The sequence below is a fragment of the Aureibacillus halotolerans genome, from assembly GCF_004363045.1.
GTDB lineage: Bacteria > Bacillota > Bacilli > Bacillales > DSM-28697 > Aureibacillus > Aureibacillus halotolerans.
The window spans coordinates 146,420-162,363 of record NZ_SNYJ01000003.1 but is presented as its reverse complement, the minus strand read 5'-3'; the positions used below and the strand labels follow the sequence as shown (position 1 = coordinate 162,363).

Annotated in this window: 17 protein-coding genes and 1 riboswitch; of the genes, 15 read left to right on the top strand and 2 right to left on the bottom strand. The window is 44.8% G+C overall.

Going from position 1 to position 15,944, the window contains the following annotated elements:
- Positions 1-2 precede the first annotated feature (2 nt).
- Positions 3-161: riboswitch (FMN riboswitch) on the top strand.
- Positions 162-321: 160 nt separating this feature from the next.
- The 5 genes from ribD (at position 322) to EV213_RS05260 (ending at position 4,301) form a co-directional block, all read left to right on the top strand.
- On the top strand, positions 322-1,395 hold the full coding sequence (gene ribD / locus EV213_RS05280; protein ID WP_133579454.1) for a bifunctional diaminohydroxyphosphoribosylaminopyrimidine deaminase/5-amino-6-(5-phosphoribosylamino)uracil reductase RibD: 1,074 nt from the start codon (positions 322-324) through the stop codon (positions 1,393-1,395).
- A 31-nt stretch (positions 1,396-1,426) separates the two neighbouring features.
- The gene (gene ribE / locus EV213_RS05275; protein ID WP_133579453.1) at positions 1,427-2,047 is read left to right on the top strand and encodes a riboflavin synthase; all 621 of its coding nucleotides are present in this window, start codon (positions 1,427-1,429) and stop codon (positions 2,045-2,047) included.
- A gap of 11 nt (positions 2,048-2,058) precedes the next feature.
- The gene (locus tag EV213_RS05270; protein WP_133579452.1) at positions 2,059-3,249 is read left to right on the top strand and encodes a bifunctional 3,4-dihydroxy-2-butanone-4-phosphate synthase/GTP cyclohydrolase II; all 1,191 of its coding nucleotides are present in this window, start codon (positions 2,059-2,061) and stop codon (positions 3,247-3,249) included.
- A 159-nt stretch (positions 3,250-3,408) separates the two neighbouring features.
- The gene (gene ribH / locus EV213_RS05265; protein WP_133579451.1) at positions 3,409-3,885 is read left to right on the top strand and encodes a 6,7-dimethyl-8-ribityllumazine synthase; all 477 of its coding nucleotides are present in this window, start codon (positions 3,409-3,411) and stop codon (positions 3,883-3,885) included.
- 38 nt (positions 3,886-3,923) lie between these two features.
- Positions 3,924-4,301, top strand: coding sequence for a GNAT family N-acetyltransferase (locus EV213_RS05260; protein ID WP_133579450.1), 378 nt, complete (start codon positions 3,924-3,926; stop codon positions 4,299-4,301).
- Positions 4,302-4,986: 685 nt separating this feature from the next.
- On the opposite strand, the gene EV213_RS05255 is transcribed toward EV213_RS05260, so the two are convergent.
- Together EV213_RS05255 and EV213_RS05250 are read right to left on the bottom strand one after the other, a co-directional pair.
- Positions 4,987-5,478: a DUF309 domain-containing protein gene (locus tag EV213_RS05255; protein ID WP_166639164.1), complete on the bottom strand. Its 492-nt coding sequence runs from the start codon at positions 5,476-5,478 to the stop codon at positions 4,987-4,989.
- Between the two features lie 104 nt (positions 5,479-5,582).
- On the bottom strand, positions 5,583-5,675 hold the full coding sequence (locus EV213_RS05250; RefSeq protein WP_133579448.1) for a YjcZ family sporulation protein: 93 nt from the start codon (positions 5,673-5,675) through the stop codon (positions 5,583-5,585).
- A 149-nt stretch (positions 5,676-5,824) separates the two neighbouring features.
- Here EV213_RS05250 and EV213_RS05245 point away from each other — a divergent pair, with 149 nt between their 5' ends.
- The 10 genes from EV213_RS05245 to ccsB all read left to right on the top strand — a co-directional run bounded on the left by EV213_RS05245 (position 5,825) and on the right by ccsB (position 15,901).
- Positions 5,825-6,517 carry a nucleotidyltransferase domain-containing protein gene (locus EV213_RS05245; protein WP_133579447.1) on the top strand — a complete coding sequence of 231 codons (693 nt, stop codon included), beginning with the start codon at positions 5,825-5,827 and terminating at the stop codon, positions 6,515-6,517.
- Between the two features lie 100 nt (positions 6,518-6,617).
- Positions 6,618-7,385, top strand: coding sequence for a segregation/condensation protein A (locus EV213_RS05240; protein WP_133579446.1), 768 nt, complete (start codon positions 6,618-6,620; stop codon positions 7,383-7,385).
- Positions 7,382-7,972: an SMC-Scp complex subunit ScpB gene (scpB, locus tag EV213_RS05235; protein ID WP_133579445.1), complete on the top strand. Its 591-nt coding sequence runs from the start codon at positions 7,382-7,384 to the stop codon at positions 7,970-7,972. Before EV213_RS05240 ends, scpB begins: the two co-directional genes overlap by 4 nt.
- 1,256 nt (positions 7,973-9,228) lie before the next feature.
- The gene (locus EV213_RS05230; RefSeq protein ID WP_243740001.1) at positions 9,229-10,296 is read left to right on the top strand and encodes a D-alanyl-D-alanine carboxypeptidase family protein; all 1,068 of its coding nucleotides are present in this window, start codon (positions 9,229-9,231) and stop codon (positions 10,294-10,296) included.
- A complete protein-coding gene (locus tag EV213_RS05225) occupies positions 10,289-10,873 on the top strand; it encodes a nucleoside recognition domain-containing protein (protein ID WP_133579444.1) in 585 nt (194 codons plus the stop codon). The genes EV213_RS05230 and EV213_RS05225 overlap by 8 nt, the downstream gene beginning before the upstream one ends.
- A 5-nt stretch (positions 10,874-10,878) precedes the next feature.
- A complete protein-coding gene (locus EV213_RS05220; protein WP_133579443.1) occupies positions 10,879-11,397 on the top strand; it encodes a spore maturation protein in 519 nt (172 codons plus the stop codon).
- A 228-nt stretch (positions 11,398-11,625) separates the two neighbouring features.
- On the top strand, positions 11,626-12,354 hold the full coding sequence (locus tag EV213_RS05215; RefSeq protein ID WP_133579442.1) for a pseudouridine synthase: 729 nt from the start codon (positions 11,626-11,628) through the stop codon (positions 12,352-12,354).
- A 115-nt stretch (positions 12,355-12,469) separates the two neighbouring features.
- Entirely contained in the window at positions 12,470-13,003 is a 534-nt protein-coding gene (gene resA / locus EV213_RS05210) for a thiol-disulfide oxidoreductase ResA (protein ID WP_133579441.1), read from the top strand.
- Positions 13,004-13,028: 25 nt separating this feature from the next.
- Complete coding sequence (resB, locus tag EV213_RS05205) at positions 13,029-14,729, top strand: cytochrome c biogenesis protein ResB (protein WP_133579440.1); 1,701 nt, start codon at positions 13,029-13,031, stop codon at positions 14,727-14,729.
- Positions 14,717-15,901, top strand: coding sequence for a c-type cytochrome biogenesis protein CcsB (gene ccsB / locus EV213_RS05200; protein ID WP_133579439.1), 1,185 nt, complete (start codon positions 14,717-14,719; stop codon positions 15,899-15,901). Before resB ends, ccsB begins: the two co-directional genes overlap by 13 nt.
- Positions 15,902-15,944: the final 43 nt, after the last annotated feature.

The following is a 15,944-nucleotide window of genomic DNA, read 5'->3' as shown; positions in this document are numbered from 1 at the left end:
GAATAAACCTTCGGGGCAGGGTGAAATTCCCTACCGGCGGTGATGGATCTGACATTTAGTTGTATCCTCAGTCCGTGACCCGTAACGCACGTAAGTGTGTTGCGGTGGACCTGGTGAAATTCTGGGACCGACAGTGAAAGTCTGGATGGGAGAAGGTTATGCAAAAGCGTTTAGCGCCTGAGAAAGGCTTCTTTATGCTACGCTTTTATTGCTTCGTACAGCACGCACAGGATGTGTATGCTTTATTTTCGATGCGAAATCCAACGCCCCGAACCGATTAGGTTTGTAGGCGTTTTTTTTATTTGAATTGAGGTGAAATCAATGAACGATGAACACTTTATGACGATTGCGTTGCAAATGGCTGCTATGGCGACAGGGCAGACGTCACCGAACCCTCTAGTCGGCTGTGTTGTCGTTAAAGACAATTCAATCGTAGGAACGGGTGCTCATTTACGAGCCGGTCGTGCACATGCTGAAGTCAATGCGCTTCAAATGGCTGGCGAGGATGCGAACGGCGCAACCATATACGTGACGCTTGAGCCTTGCAGCCATACTGGGCGGACGCCACCGTGCTGTGAAGCGATTATTAAGGCTGGTGTAGCGCGTGTTGTGATTGCTAGCATGGATTCAAATCCGCTTGTAGCTGGGAAAGGTGTGACATGGCTTAAGAGGGCTGGAGTAAGTGTGGAAACAGGGGTGCTCGAGAAAGAGGCCACCCAATTAAATCGAATGTTTATGCATCATATCTCTGCAAAAAAACCTTATACTACGCTTAAGTTTGCAGCAAGCCTCGATGGCAAGATTGCCACGGCAATGGGGGAGAGCCAGTGGATTACTGGGGAACGAGCACGTCGTGACGGCTGGAAGGAACGCTCTCTCCACGATGGCATCCTCGTTGGCATTCAAACGGTGTTAGCCGATCAACCAGCGCTGACAACGAGAGGGGTTGGGACAAAAACACCAACTCGAATTGTTTTGGACAGTCACTTAAAGCTGCCAATAAATGCGACGATCGTCACAGATCAAATGGCGCCAACGTGGGTGCTGACAAACAGAGATGTCTCAGATGAGAAGGTCAACACATTGGAAGCGTTAGGAATTCGGGTGATCAAGACCGATCCACATCAGCTTGATGTATGGTTGCCTTTGCTATATGAATATGGCATCACTTCGCTTTATGTGGAAGGGGGAGCACGCGTCCTCGGAAGTTTCTTAACGTCAGGTAATTATCAACGTGTGGTCGCCTATCTAGCTCCAATGCTGCTCGGCGGAGACAACGCCTTGTCTAGCTTTGGTGGTAAAGGCATAGATTCGTTAGCAAACACAACGAGGCTTCACTTTAAGCAGACAGAGCAAATTGGCGAGGACTTAAAAATCGTGTTGGAGTCATTCTAAAATATGGTCTAACCTAAAAGGAGGAGTTCCATTGTTTACAGGCATCATTGAAGAAATTGGTCACGTGCTTCACCTTACAAAAGAGACGCACAGCTGCTCACTCACAATCGCTGCGAATACGGTGCTCACAGAAACGGAGTTAGGAGACAGCATTTCAGTTAACGGTGTTTGTTTAACTGTCATTGAGATAATGGACACGTCATTTACTGTTGATGTTATGCCTGAGACCCTAAAAGCGACAACGATAGGAGCTCTAGTTTCAGGAGCTCATGTTAATTTAGAAAGGGCCATGAGTGCCAAAGGGCGTTTTGGAGGTCATTTTGTTAGTGGACACGTTGATGGTGTCGGTACAATTGTTGATGTGACTCCAGAATCAAATGCCACCTACGTCAAGATTGCTTTGCCTGATGATTTGGCAAAGTATATGGCCTTAAAAGGATCGGTCGCGATTGACGGCACTAGTCTCACCTTATTTGGGGCAGACGACACGACTATTCTGCTCTCACTCATTCCTCATACGTCGGAGTACACGGTCCTTGGACGAAAAAAACGAGGAGACAGCGTCAATATTGAAGCAGACATGCTGATGAAGTATACCGAAAAATTGCTGCAGTTTCCCGTAACACATAAAGAAGTAGAAATAGAAGCGTAGGAGGAACCAGCATGTTTTGTACTGTTGAAGAGGCGGTAAGAGAATTACAACAAGGCAAAGTAATTATTGTTTGTGATGACGAGACACGTGAAAATGAGGGCGATTTTGTTGCACTTGCCAGCCACATCACTCCGGAGACTATTAATTTTATGGCTAAGGAAGGCCGAGGTCTGATCTGCTTGCCGGTGCATGAATCGATTGCGAATCGACTACATTTTCAGCCGATGACGGACACCAATTCGGACCATCATCGTACTGCATTTACCGTAAGTGTCGATCACCGATCCAATTCAACTGGTATTTCGGCGTTTGATCGTGCGACTACCGTTAAAGCGGTTGCGAGTCATGAGTCTGTTGCCGAGGATTTCACAAAACCTGGTCATATGTTTCCTTTGATTGCCCAAGAAGGTGGCGTACTCGTTCGTCCAGGTCATACTGAAGCAGCGGTTGATCTTGCCATTTTGTCGGGGACCGTTCCAGCAGGCGTTATTTGTGAAGTGATGAATGAAGATGGGTCAATGTCGCGAGTGCCAGATCTTATAGTCATTGCCGAAACCTTTTCGCTAAAAATGCTTTCCATTCAAGCCTTGCGAACCTACCGACAAACAAATGAAGCACTTGTGCAGCCAGAGGCACGTATCCAGCTTCCCACTAGCGTTGGTGATTTTGAGGCAATCGGCTATAAAAGCTTACTGGATGGCAAGGAGCACCTTGCCATGATAAAGGGTGAGGTAAAGAATGCTGAAGACGTTCTAGTTCGGGTTCATTCAGAGTGTTTAACAGGGGATGTATTTGGTTCAAAGCGTTGTGATTGTGGGCCGCAATTGGATGCCAGCTTGATGGCCATCGAAAAAGAGGGTGGTGTGGTTCTCTATTTGCGTCAGGAAGGCCGAGGAATTGGATTGCTAAACAAGCTCAGGGCTTATGAGCTACAGGAAAAAGGCTATGACACAGTGGAGGCAAATGAACATCTAGGCTTTCCTGCTGACATGCGTTCTTATGCGGAAGCGGCACAGATGCTGAACGATCTAGGTGTTCGTAGCATCCGACTGTTAACGAACAACCCTCAAAAAGCTTCTGAGTTAACACGTTTTGGTATTAATGTCAGGTCCTTAGTTCCGTTAGAAATCCCAGCTGAAAAAGAAAATGAAAATTATCTTTTAACAAAAAAGCAAAAAATGGGGCATTTGCTTCATTTATAATCAGGTTGATTTACTGTGAAATTGTCTCGTTGATTTACAATCGTTTTGGAAATGAATTTAGACATTTATTCAACTTAATAATAAAAATTGATTCACAAGGCAAAGTAAGGTAAGATGTAAGCTGTTACCTTGTGGTCATGTAACGGAGGAAGAAGATACATGAAGGAATATGAGGGACATTTAGTTGGAACTGGACGTAAGATAGCTATTGTCGTTGGTCGTTTTAATTCGTTTATTACGGAAGAGTTGCTGCAAGGATGCATCAGTGGATTAACGCGTCATGGAGTTGATATAGACGACATTCATGTGGTGCGCGTGCCAGGAGCATTCGAACTGCCAGTTGTTGCACAACAGCTTGCAGAAGCAAAGATGTTTGATTGCGTTGTCGCTCTAGGAGCTGTCATTCGCGGCGGCACTCCACATTTTGATTATGTGTGTAATGAAACGGCAAAAGGCCTATCGACGGTCGCTTTAAAAACAGGGATTCCTGTGATTTTCGGCGTTCTGACGACCGATACAATTGAGCAGGCCATTGAACGCGCTGGAACAAAAGCAGGCAATAAAGGGTATGATGCTGCCGTAAGCGCTGTTGAAATGGCGAACCTTCTTTCTATCTTGCCTAAAGAAAAGGCTTGATATTAGTCGGGTAACTGCAAATACTGGAGGATATTTTCATGTTTGTGAAATACAAAAAAAACTATGAAAAAATTGCAATGGGCTTGTTGTCTTTTATGCCTGGTGAAAAGGACTTAAAAAAGCTGATGGCAACCATTCGCGAATATGAGGAAAATGAGCTATGGCAGCTTTACCTTTGGAAGGAAGAAGAGGACATGGTCGGCATCGTCGGCGTCCGTTTGCTTCCAGAAAGGCAAGAAGCAGAGCTGCAACACATATGCGTCAATCCATCATTTCGTAACCAGGGATTGGGTCATCGTTTAGTGCAAGAGCTGAAAGCCCTCCTGTCGAACAAGTATACAGTGCTCCCAAATGAAGATACCGCAGCTTTTTTTACGAGGTGCGTAGATGAGGAAGAAGCCCCGATAAATGAATAAACCAATTCAAGCTGACCAACTCCTGTGAAAATAGGGGTTTGGTCAGTTTTTTTGATAGAATTGAGACAACTTTCGCGGTGCAAAAATCACCTTCAAGAGTAGCTGTGCTTGAGTTAAAGCAAGGTGAAATAAAGGAAATTCAAAGTTTTCAATGCACCTAATCCTGTATTTACTAAAAGGTTGTCTTTTAGTAACGAAGCGGATCTCTATGCTCTAAATAACTAGCGGCAAAGAAAACACGACCGCTACGTCAAAATACTTCGCTTTCTGTGGGGCACGGCTTCAGCTTCCTCGGAAAGCAAGCTTTCCGAGGGGATCTTCAGCTCGCGCTGATCCCACTAGAGTCTACGTATTTTGACTACGCTGACGTTTGTTTCCGAGTTGTTTGTTTTTATTTTGTCACGGTCTCAAATACCGGAGATTTGAAGTAGCTGGGATGAGTAAATTTCACAACAAGATTTTTTAAAAGCCAAGCCTGAGCATGGAAAGAGATTTAACTAATCAAAAGCAGCCACAAGTGAGACTCCAGGAGCAAATAAAACCAAATGAGGTCCTTTCGAATCGATGTTGCCCTTGTGCCCTTTAGGGTAAAAAGCAACCCCAACATTGAACTACTGGTTTACCCAGTTATATTCCTTGAGAAAGTTCCGGTATAACAAAAGCCCCAACGTTGCTGCCTCTTTTCTTACAATCGTTTATCCGATAGATGGCGCTCAATATGACGGTTGATCAGAGAATCATTCGTCAGATCACTTTGTTGACCAAAGAGAAGACCTTGCTCATCGCATGCAACTTGGCATGCTTTTTGAAGTGATGGTGACAACGGCAGTATTACACTTTTATAAAGTTGTTGGTTTGCCGCACGGGTTTGTAATGTGTTGAGCAACGTGTGCAATTGTGGCCCATCCACTCCGAGCTCTTGAAGTTGGGGGTCGTCAGCGGGGAGCTTTACAATCGCCTTCTCGAGCAACCGAACAGCGCCTCTAAAATTCCCACGCCTGTGATGGTACTGAGAGACTGCAAGTTGTATCAAGCCTGACCATAAGGGGTTTTTAATGTCTTCGCTTTTCCAATGGTCCTCTAAAATCTCATGGCATTCAAAATAATCCCTTGTCCCATGAAAATGCAGCAAATAGCTGAGAAAAGCTTCCGGAGGAACATTTGTGTCTCTGTGCATGGTCATCACCCCTTTGCTCCATTGGAACAGAAATGATGTCTTCTATCAAGTGAAAACGATGAGTACAGCAAAAAACCCCCGGAATGGGGGGTATATGGGTTAGCTTAGCACCAAGCTGCGCCTACAATAATCAAAAGAATGAAAAGCACAACAATCAAAGCAAACCCTTTGCCAGATCCATATCCACAAGCACTCATTAAAAATTCCTCCTTTTAAATGTATAGCTGACTTACAGTAATACCATATGTTTACGTCACGAAAAGTGTATGGGCACTTGAGTGAAGTTCTTGGTTTTTGTTTTGTCAATGCAGGTCGGCGCATATACTTTCTAAAAAGGGGGTATTTGATGTCCCTAAAAATTGCGAAAGAGTATGTCGATACGCATTGGCATCACGCTGATGCAACATTTATTGGTGGTAGTCATGTCGCTTCTCGGGCGAAATCAGGGTCAGATGTAGATATTGTCATCATCAGCGATACGATTCCGCATTATTATCGTGAAAGCTTGCTTTTAGAGGGTTGTCCTTTGGAGCTTTTTGTTTACAATCAAGGTGCTTTGCAAACCGTCATGGTCACTGAAACGTATGCAGGGGTGCCGTTTATGTCTCGTTTAACAGCAGAAGGTATTCTTTACACCGATCAAGAAGGCATTGGTTCTGAGCTTTTAGAACAAGCTCGACTGATATTGAAAAAAGGCCCACATCCGTTATCCCAGCTTGATATTTCTTCTCGCAGGTACGCGATAACGGATACGCTTGTGGATTTTGAGGATGATCGTCCAGCGATAGAAACGATTTACGTGTTGCAGCAGCTTCTTCATGACATTCAGGAATTTGTATGCCGAACGAATGGCCGCTGGACGGGTCAAGGCAAATGGGCTGGAAGAGAGCTTGCCGAGACAGATCCTTTGTTTTGTCAAACGCTTGAAGATGCTCTCTTCCATTATCAAAAAACGGGACAAAAGGAAGCTTTGATTTCATGCATTGACCAGCAACTCAATCTTTATGGAGGCAGGCTTTTTCATGGGTATACAGAATAGCTGTATCACCGTTCTGTTGTCAGTCAACGATAAGCAGCAAACTATGATAAAATAGCTCTAGACCAGCCTGGCTGGAATTTATAAAGTTAAGGTGAACGGCGTGTCGTACCAGGTGAAATTGGAAAGTTTTGAAGGACCGTTAGATTTGCTGCTTCATCTGACGCAGCGGTTTGAGATTGATATATACAATATTCCTGTTCGGGAAATTACCGACCAGTACATGGCCTATATCCATGCGATGAAAACGATCGAGCTGAATGTAGCAAGTGAATATTTAGTGATGGCAGCCACATTGCTGGAACTAAAAAGCAAGATGCTGCTGCCGCAAGTCCAAGACGACGCTTTTGACGATTGGGATGAGGAAGAAGAGGAAGACCCTACAGCGATGTTAATGGAGAAGTTGGTATTGTACAAACGGTATAAGGAAGCTGCCTCACGCTTGCGAGAATGCGAAGCAGAGCATAGTCGCTTATTTTCGAGGCCATGTCACTCCCTACCGGTTCCAAAAGCAGCAAATGAAGAGGTTCTGCAAAATGTTTCGTTGTATGATTTGGCAGAAAGTTTGTTAAAGCTCCAACAAAAGACCCGAGAACAAGGAGAGCCAGCGAGACCGGATACCGTTATCCAACGTCAGGACATTCCGATTGAGCATAAAATGACCTCCATCGTGCAGCGACTTCAGCGAAAGCGGCTTTCGTTTGCAGAGCTAATGGATTCTGGAGATCGTACGCAGGTGGTTGTCACCTTTTTAGCGGTGCTGGAGCTTTTAAAAACAAAAAAGATTGGCTACCGCCAAGGAGGCAATTTTTCCGAGATTGAACTTTACCTTGAGCACGACGTTGAGACTAGAGGGATGATAGACGAATGAATGCAATTGATAATAGAGCGGCAATTATTGAAGCAATGCTTTTTGCGGCCGGAAACGAGGGGGCTGACTTAACGATGCTGGCCAACGCGCTTGAGTGTAGTGAGGATGACGCTGCTGAAGCGTTAACATTTCTGCAGCAATATTACGAAAACCAAGCACGCGGTTTACATATTATCGAAATCGCTGGGATGTTCCAGCTTGCGACGAAGCCAGCGTATTTTTCTTATATTGATCGTTTGGTCACAACCCCGGGTGCTTCGACCTTGTCCCAAGCTGCACTGGAAACTTTGGCGATCATCGCTTACAACCAACCGATGACAAGGCCGGAAATCGAAGACATTCGTGGCGTCAAAAGCGAACGCCCGATTGCAACACTGCTCTCCCGTGAACTGATAGAGGATCAAGGACGAAAAGAAAGTAGCGGACGAGCCATCTTATACGGAACGACCCCACAATTTCTGGAGCATTTTGGCCTGAAATCGATTGAAGGATTGCCACCACTCCCAGTTGTGGAAGACAAGGAAGAACCAGCCCCTGACTTATTTTTTGATCAATTAAACGAAGACTGGGACGATAGCAATTCGTAATAGCGAGTTCTGAAGCCGTGCCGTGGAAATGAAAACACGACGGGAATCCTAAGACATTACTAATTTATCCCTATAAAACTCCAAACAATTTAATTGAATCTGTTTGGAGTTTATTAATGAAGCGGATCTCTACGCTCTAAATAACTAGTGCCCCATCAGGTAATGTAGATCGTATTCTAATTAGAAAAAAAGCTGTGCGTGTTCTCTTACAAATGCCCATTTTGAACCCATTTTCTCTAGACAAACGGCTATACATTCGCGTTCAGCTTGAAAGGGCACAAGTGCATCTTCAACTCGAGAAGACCTCGTCATGACTTCTTAGTCGTGGAGTCTCGCTATTCGTCGTTTTGGTTATGATAAAGGGCGAATCAAATGAGACCGACCTTTCATGGAACTTGCCTTAATTGGTTGCCACACGGCTTTTACCCTCTATACGAGACCGAGCCTCATTAAAGCAATGTACGCAGAAACAAACATCAGCGTAGTCTACATACGTAGACTCTAGTGGGATCAGCGCGAGCTGAAGATCCCCTCGGAAAGCCTGCTTACCGAGGAAGCTGAAGCCGTGCCCCACAGAAAGCGAAGTTTGTTGACGCAGCGGTCGACATTCCCGTACACCTCATCGTGTTTGCTTTGCCGCAGGAGTCTTGTTAGTTACCGTTTTTGGTTATTGTAAAGAACGAATGAAATGAGATAGACCTTGTTTGGTTCAATTTCAACCATAACCAACGAAGGTAGTGGAAAGGGCACTAGATAAAATCCCTTTTTAATTCATGCATCATAAAAAATGAGAGCAATATTAAAAAGCGTCCACTAGCGAGACTCCAGCGGGAAAGCGAGCGTATGGCAGCCTGTATAAAAAGCAAGCACAACAATGAATTTCAGGTTTATCCAACTATTTCTAAGCGTATTTGCCAAATGTAAGGTGCGGAAGTTTAGGGCGTGTCTTAAAACTCGCTAAGAGGCATCTGTCACCGCCTTTTCGTCCCCTGCTGCGTTCCTTTTTCTTGACGTACGTCCGGTACGCCTGCGAAAAAGCGCCTGGCTTGGAACGAAAATTCGGCAACATCTGCTCCCTTCAGAGTTCTCAGACACGCCCTAGTAAAAGAGAATATATTTGTCTTAGGTGAATGAAGAAAATTCACTCATGCGGCTTGTCTTTTCCACATAGGCATAAATAGGTGGTTTAAGACAAGGAGTCGAACGCTATGAAAACGATTGGTTTTTTCATTTTACTCGTCATGCTATTTACGTCAATGCCATTAGAAGCAAGTCTTGCGACTAAAGAGGACAGGCCGCCTCCCAACGTGTCTGCTGAGACGGCTGTGTTAATGGACTTAGAAAGTCAGCGTATGCTGTTTGGCAAACAGCCGCACAAGCAAATGCGTATTGCTAGCATTACGAAAATAATGACCGCCCTCCTAGCCATTGAATCGACTAAATGGGATGAGGAAGTCACCGTTTCGGCACTTGCAACGCGACAGGAAGGATCTTCGCTCTATCTGCAACAAGGGGAGAAAATTAAACTCAAGCACCTTGTATATGGATTGATGCTACGATCAGGAAATGATGCTGCTGTGGCGATTGCAGAGCATGTAGGCGGTAGTGTAGATGGGTTTGTTTTTATGATGAATCAACGAGCACGGCAAATTGGCATGACAAACACGATTTTTAACAATCCTCATGGTCTTGATGATCATGAAGAACATTTTTCAACCGCTTTTGACATGGCGCTTCTTACGCGTGAAGCAATGAAAAACGACCAATTCCGTGAAGTCTCTTCGACTAAGCTCTATCAGGTAAAAGATCCAGACGGTCCGTGGAATCGTGTTTGGAAAAATAAAAATAAGCTTTTGACGACTTTGTATCCCCACTCAACGGGAGGAAAAACTGGTTTCACGAAGCGTGCACGAAGAACGCTCGTTTCAACTGCAGAAAAAGAAGGTGAACCCTTAGTGGTGGTTACGCTCAATGCGTCCTCTGATTGGGCGGATCACCAGGCATTATTCGAGTGGGGATTTTCACAGTTCGATTGGTACACCGTTCTTGATAAAGATGAGCGATTGGATAGGAAATCGCTACAGTTGGAGGAGGAGTACGCGCCAGCATTTAACGTTGTCCTCCCGCTCCGTGACAGCGAGAAGGAGGACGTTACAATTGATTTAAGGTTGGGTGACACAGACTCTTTTGCAGATGTGTCGATTGCCAAAGAACAAGTGACGACAGTCAGACTTGTGAAGCACGAGCCCCCTCCAAAACCAGGGTTTTTTAAACGTTTGTTCGGGTTCTTTCATGTGGGTTATGGAGGTCAGCCTCATGGTTAATTACATCTGGGTCGCATTGACTGTCATTGGTCTCGTATACGCAGCGATTACGGGCACGATTGATGAGGTGAACAAAGCTGTATTTGAGGGCGCAGAGCAGGCGGTGGTGTTATCCATTGGGTTAATCTCTGTGCTTGTCTTTTGGCTTGGTCTAATGAAGGTTGCAGAAGAGGCAGGGCTTCTAGCAGGTTTAGCAAAGCTATGCCGTCCACTGATGAGCAGACTGTTTCCCGACATCCCTAAACAGCATCCAGCGATGGGCTATATTTTATCAAACATGACAGCCAATTTATTTGGCCTAGGCAATGCAGCCACTCCTTTAGGTATAAAGGCGATGGAGCAAATGAAGCTGCTTCATGGAAGCCAACCAACGGCCAGCCGATCCATGATCACTTTTTTGGCTATCAACACATCGAGTGTCACCCTCGTGCCAACAACCGTCATTGCGATTCGTATGACCTACCACTCTGAGAGTCCGACAGAAATTGTTGGCGTAACGCTTGCGGCGACATTGATTTCACTTATTTCCGCCATTTTGATTGATCGTTATTTTGCTCATCGTCGAATGAGGAGGTAGCAAAAATGATTGCATTCTCTACACTCATCATCCCTCTCTTAATTGGCGGTATTTTACTTTTCGCAACATGGAAGCGTGTACCAACTTATGAAATGTTTGTTGAAGGAGGGAAGGAAGGCATACAAATGGCTTTCTCCATTATTCCTTTTCTTGTTGGTATGATGGTCGCGATATCAATTTTTCGAGCATCCGGTGCGATGGATGCGATCACGCAACTACTCCAGCCAGTATTGGCCCTCGTTGGAGTGCCGGCTGAAGTCGTTCCACTGGCACTAATTCGCCCCATTTCAGGAACCGCAGCGCTCGGAATGACGTCGGATCTTATCGCGCAGTTTGGCCCAGACTCATTTATTGGTCGATTGGCATCAACCATGCAGGGGAGTACAGATACGACATTTTATGTGCTCACGGTTTATTTTGGCGCTGTAGGCATCAAGAAGATGGGTGATGCCATGAAAGTCGGGTTGCTCGCGGACCTTGTCGGATTGATTGCGGCAATTGTTGTTGTCTCTATTGTTTTTTAGTCTGTCGTTGCGTTACGATAGAGGAACGTTACAGAGACGAGCGCGACGGTGTTACGTATGGTACAATAGCAGTGCTTGGAAATGTCCGCGAAGGAACAGGTAAACTGGTTCTGCCGCGGTGTTTTTTCGTTGTTGTGAGCAATTTGTGAGATCTTTAATGAAGGTTTTTCAAAAAATGACGCATCATAACGGAAGCAGACAATAAGAACAAAAAATAGAGGTGGACCAATGGAACGTTTACAAAAAGTGATCGCACATGCAGGTGTAGCGTCACGTCGTAAGGCTGAAGAATTGATTTTAGAAGGAAAAGTAACCGTCAATGGAGAGGTCATCAAGACACTTGGCACGAAGGTATCCACAAATGATCGCGTCGAAGTAAATGGTGTCCCTATGGAGCGAGAAGAACCTGTCTACTTTTTATTTTATAAGCCAAGAGAGGTTATCACGAGCGTTTCAGATGAAAAAAACCGCAAAGTTGTTATTGATTACTTTGAAACTGTGCGCCAGCGCGTGTATCCGATTGGACGACTTGATTACCATACGTCTGGGTTGTTGCTGCTCACCAATGACGGGACGTTTGCAAATATGCTGATGCATCCAAAGTATGAAATTGAAAAAACGTATGTGGCGAAGGTTGAAGGCATCATTAAAAAAGGAGATTTACTAAAGCTTGAAAAAGGGGTTCACCTTGAAGATGGTCAGACAGCACCCGCAACTGCTAGAGTCATTTCAAGAGACACAGAGCGCAAAACATCTATTGTCGAACTATCCATTCATGAAGGGAAAAATCGCCAAGTTCGTAGAATGTTTGAAGCCCTTGGTTTTAACGTCATCAAATTGAAGAGGGAACGTTATGGGTTTCTAGACCTTAGAGGAGTTATGCCCGGGGACTTTCGTGAGCTTACACCACATGAGGTGAAAAAGCTTCGTGAACTTGCTGTCACACAACCGTCATAAATCGAATTCTAGCACAGAGGCGTCTAATGATATACTTTCCTTGAATGTTTGAAGCATTCGCTGCAAAAAGGTATGTAGAGCATACATAAACGCTTTCATCGAGGTGATCGGTACTATGAAAAAGAAGAAAAAACGGCTGGTCGTACGGACGGGAATCTTGATCGTCCTCTTTGGCGCATTGATTTTCACATTATATCAAGGATTGTTCACTGAAAAAGTGATTGTCCAAGCGGGGGAAGCTGCTCCGAATTTTTCGTTGGAAACCTTTGATGGTGACCGAATTGAATTAGCTGATTTAAAGGGAAAAGGTGTCGTTGTGAATTTCTGGGGAACGTATTGTGAGCCATGTGAGCGTGAGATGCCAGCGATTGAAGCCGCTTTCCAAGCATACAAGGACAAAGGCGTCGAAGTGCTTGCTGTGAATGTGAAAGAAAGCAAAATGACCGTCGCCCCGTTTATCGAACGGATGGAGACAAGCTTTCCGGTTTTGATGGACAAACACGGCGACGTGATGGAAGCGTACGGAATTGATCGATTGCCTGCAACGTATGTCCTTGATGAAAATGGCAATGTGATTCATCGCAAGATCGGCGAAATGACAGCTCCTGAAATAAATCAATATATGGAAGATGTTCTGCCTTCCAAATGATTGCAAAGATCGGCAGGTGGTTCGAATGCAAAAAGTGAAATGCGAATGCGGGCATGTCAATCCTATAGGAACAAATTTGTGTGAGGCTTGCGGGCGCCCGCTTACAGAAGAAGAACGTAATCGCATGGTGGCAGAAATGCGCTACGAAGGCACAGCGAGAAGATCGCAAACGTACAAACGCTCGCTCGTGGATCGAATTTGGAACTATTTCTCCTCCGTAAAAGTCGGTGTGTGGCTCATCTTTGTTACGTTAATCATTTCCTCGTTAGGAACCATTTTTCCACAGGAAATGTATTTGCCCCCAGGTTCAACAGAAGAAACGTACTACAAGGATGAGTTTGGCATTGCGGGGCAAATTTTTTATCAGCTTGGCTTTCACAATATGTACGGACAATGGTGGTATATTCTCCTTGTTGGGTCGATCGGAATCTCGCTAGTCATTTGTTCGTTGGATCGTTTCGTTCCTTTGTATCGAGCATTAAAGCATCAAAGAGTGATGAAGGCAGATCATTTTTTGAAGCATCAACGTCTTTTCTCCACGACGAAGACGTCGTCATTTTCTATGGATGAGATGAAACGATCACTTGAAAAGAAACGCTATCGAGTAAGGACAGATGGCGATTATTTGCTCGCTGAAAAAGGACGCTTTTCTCGCTGGGGTCCGTATGTAAATCATATCGGGTTGATACTATTTCTTATTGGCGTCATGCTGCGTTTTTTCCCAGCGATGTATGTTGAAGATTCTCTTTGGGTGCGCGAGTATGAAACGGAGCCGATCCCACACACAGACGGCTATTTTCTCGAGAATAAAAATTTTGAAGTCATTTATTATGATGAAGAAGACAATGAAGGGTTATACGAAGAAGCGCTCGATCGTGTTGGTGGAGGAGTCGTCAAGTCCTATCAGACAGAGGCTGTTGTTTATAAGCGTGCAGAAGGATCGATACCTGGCTCAGAACCTGATCTTGAAAAAGTGAAGGAAGAGTTGATACGTGTAAATCAACCACTTGAAGTGGATGGGTTAAAATTGTATCAAATGAATTACAAGCCTGCGGAGCTTTATCGACTTACGTTATCGCTTAATTCTGTAACGACGGGTGAAAGTGTTGGTGAATTTACGATCAACCTTGGCGATGAGGCAATTCACACTAATGAAGAAGTGGTTTATCCGCTGAACAATGGGTATGAAGCCACCCTCGTCGGTTATTACCCAGATTACCAAGTGGAGGAAGTTTGGGTCGATGGCGAGCGAACGATCAAGTTAGGGACTAGATCGAAAATCCCAGACAATCCTGTATTTGTGTTTGAAACAACAGGCCCAAGCATTGAAGGTGTTGAAAGAAGCGTCATTGGTATTGGGATCAACGTAGCTTCTCCAGACGCAGATAATCAATTTGAACTGAGCCTCGTCGCGCCAGAATTTCGCGAAGCGACTGGATTGACCGTGCAGCGTGATCGGACATTAGGCATTTTGTTAGTGGGCGGCATTATTTTCATGATAGGTGTCATCCAAGGGATGTATTGGACGCATCGGCGTGTGTGGGTCAAAAAAGATGGCGAAATGGTATGGGTGAGTGCCCACACAAACAAAAACTGGTTTGGCTTTAAAAAAGAGCTCGAGCAAGTGACCGAGCAACACTCGCTTTTGACAGCGGCTGATCGAACAGAAGAAAAAGAGAACGACACATTCTCTGAAGAAGGGAAGAAGGAGACGTGGCGGAGTTAAGCGAAAACCTACTTTTTATCGCATTTTTATGTTATTTGGTTGCCACCGCTTTTTTTGGTGGTGCGATCCGCAAGAAAACCGATGATGTAGTCTGGACCACATCGGGAAAAATTGCTTTCGGAATTACGTCCCTCGGATTTTTAAGTCATTTAGGCTATTTCATCATGCGTTGGATTGTGGCTGGGCGGATTCCAGTTGGTAACTTGTTTGAGTTCATCACTTTTTTTGGCATGATGTTTATTTTAGCCTTCTTGATTTTATATTTTATTTATAAAATTAATGTCCTTGGCCTTTTTGCCCTTCCAATTGTGATGATTATCATTGCTTATGGGAGCATGTTTCCAACGGAGATCGAACCGCTCGTCGCTTCATTGCAAAGCAAATGGTTGTATATTCATGTGACGACCGTTGGAGCTGGACAAGCAATCCTCGCCGTGAGTTTTGCTGCAGGGCTGGTTTATCTGATGGCAGTCGTTGACCAAACAAAAGCAAGCAAAAAAACGTTTTGGCTTGAATTTATCATGTATACATTATGTGCGACATTTGCCTTTGTCGTTTTGACGTCAATATTTGCGTTCACGAATCATAGTGAAGTGTATCGTTATGTGCAGGATGAAAGTGAAATGACGGTCGAATATAATTTACCTGTTGTGTTTGCCCCACATAATGGGGAGTTGATTGAAGGCGATGCATATTTTGATGCACCATTTGAGACGCCTGCATGGCTCAATGGAGCAGAAGCGCCACGACGCTTCAATACGCTGATGTTTTCAATCGTTGGCGGCTTGCTACTGTATGGTCTGTTGCGATTGTTGCTTAGAAAACGTATAAGCGCGGCTATTCAGCCAAAACTAAAAGGAGTACGCCCTCAAGTTGTTGATGAAGTGTCCTACCGCGCTGTGGCGATTGGTTTTCCCGTCTTTACTCTCGGTGGACTCGTATTTGCGATGATATGGGCACAAGAAGCATGGGGTCGTTTCTGGGGCTGGGACCCGAAAGAAGTATGGGCGCTCGTAACCTTCTTGTTTTATGCCGCCTTCTTGCACTTGAGATTGTCTCAAGGGTGGCACGGTGAACGGTCCGCGTGGCTTGCTGTAATTGGTTTCGCAATTATTATGTTTAACTTGATTTTCGTTAATCTCGTCATATCAGGACTTCATTCATACGCGTAACAAAAAGGGTCGACAGAAATGGAAGGGTGGTGGGCTGCTGTAC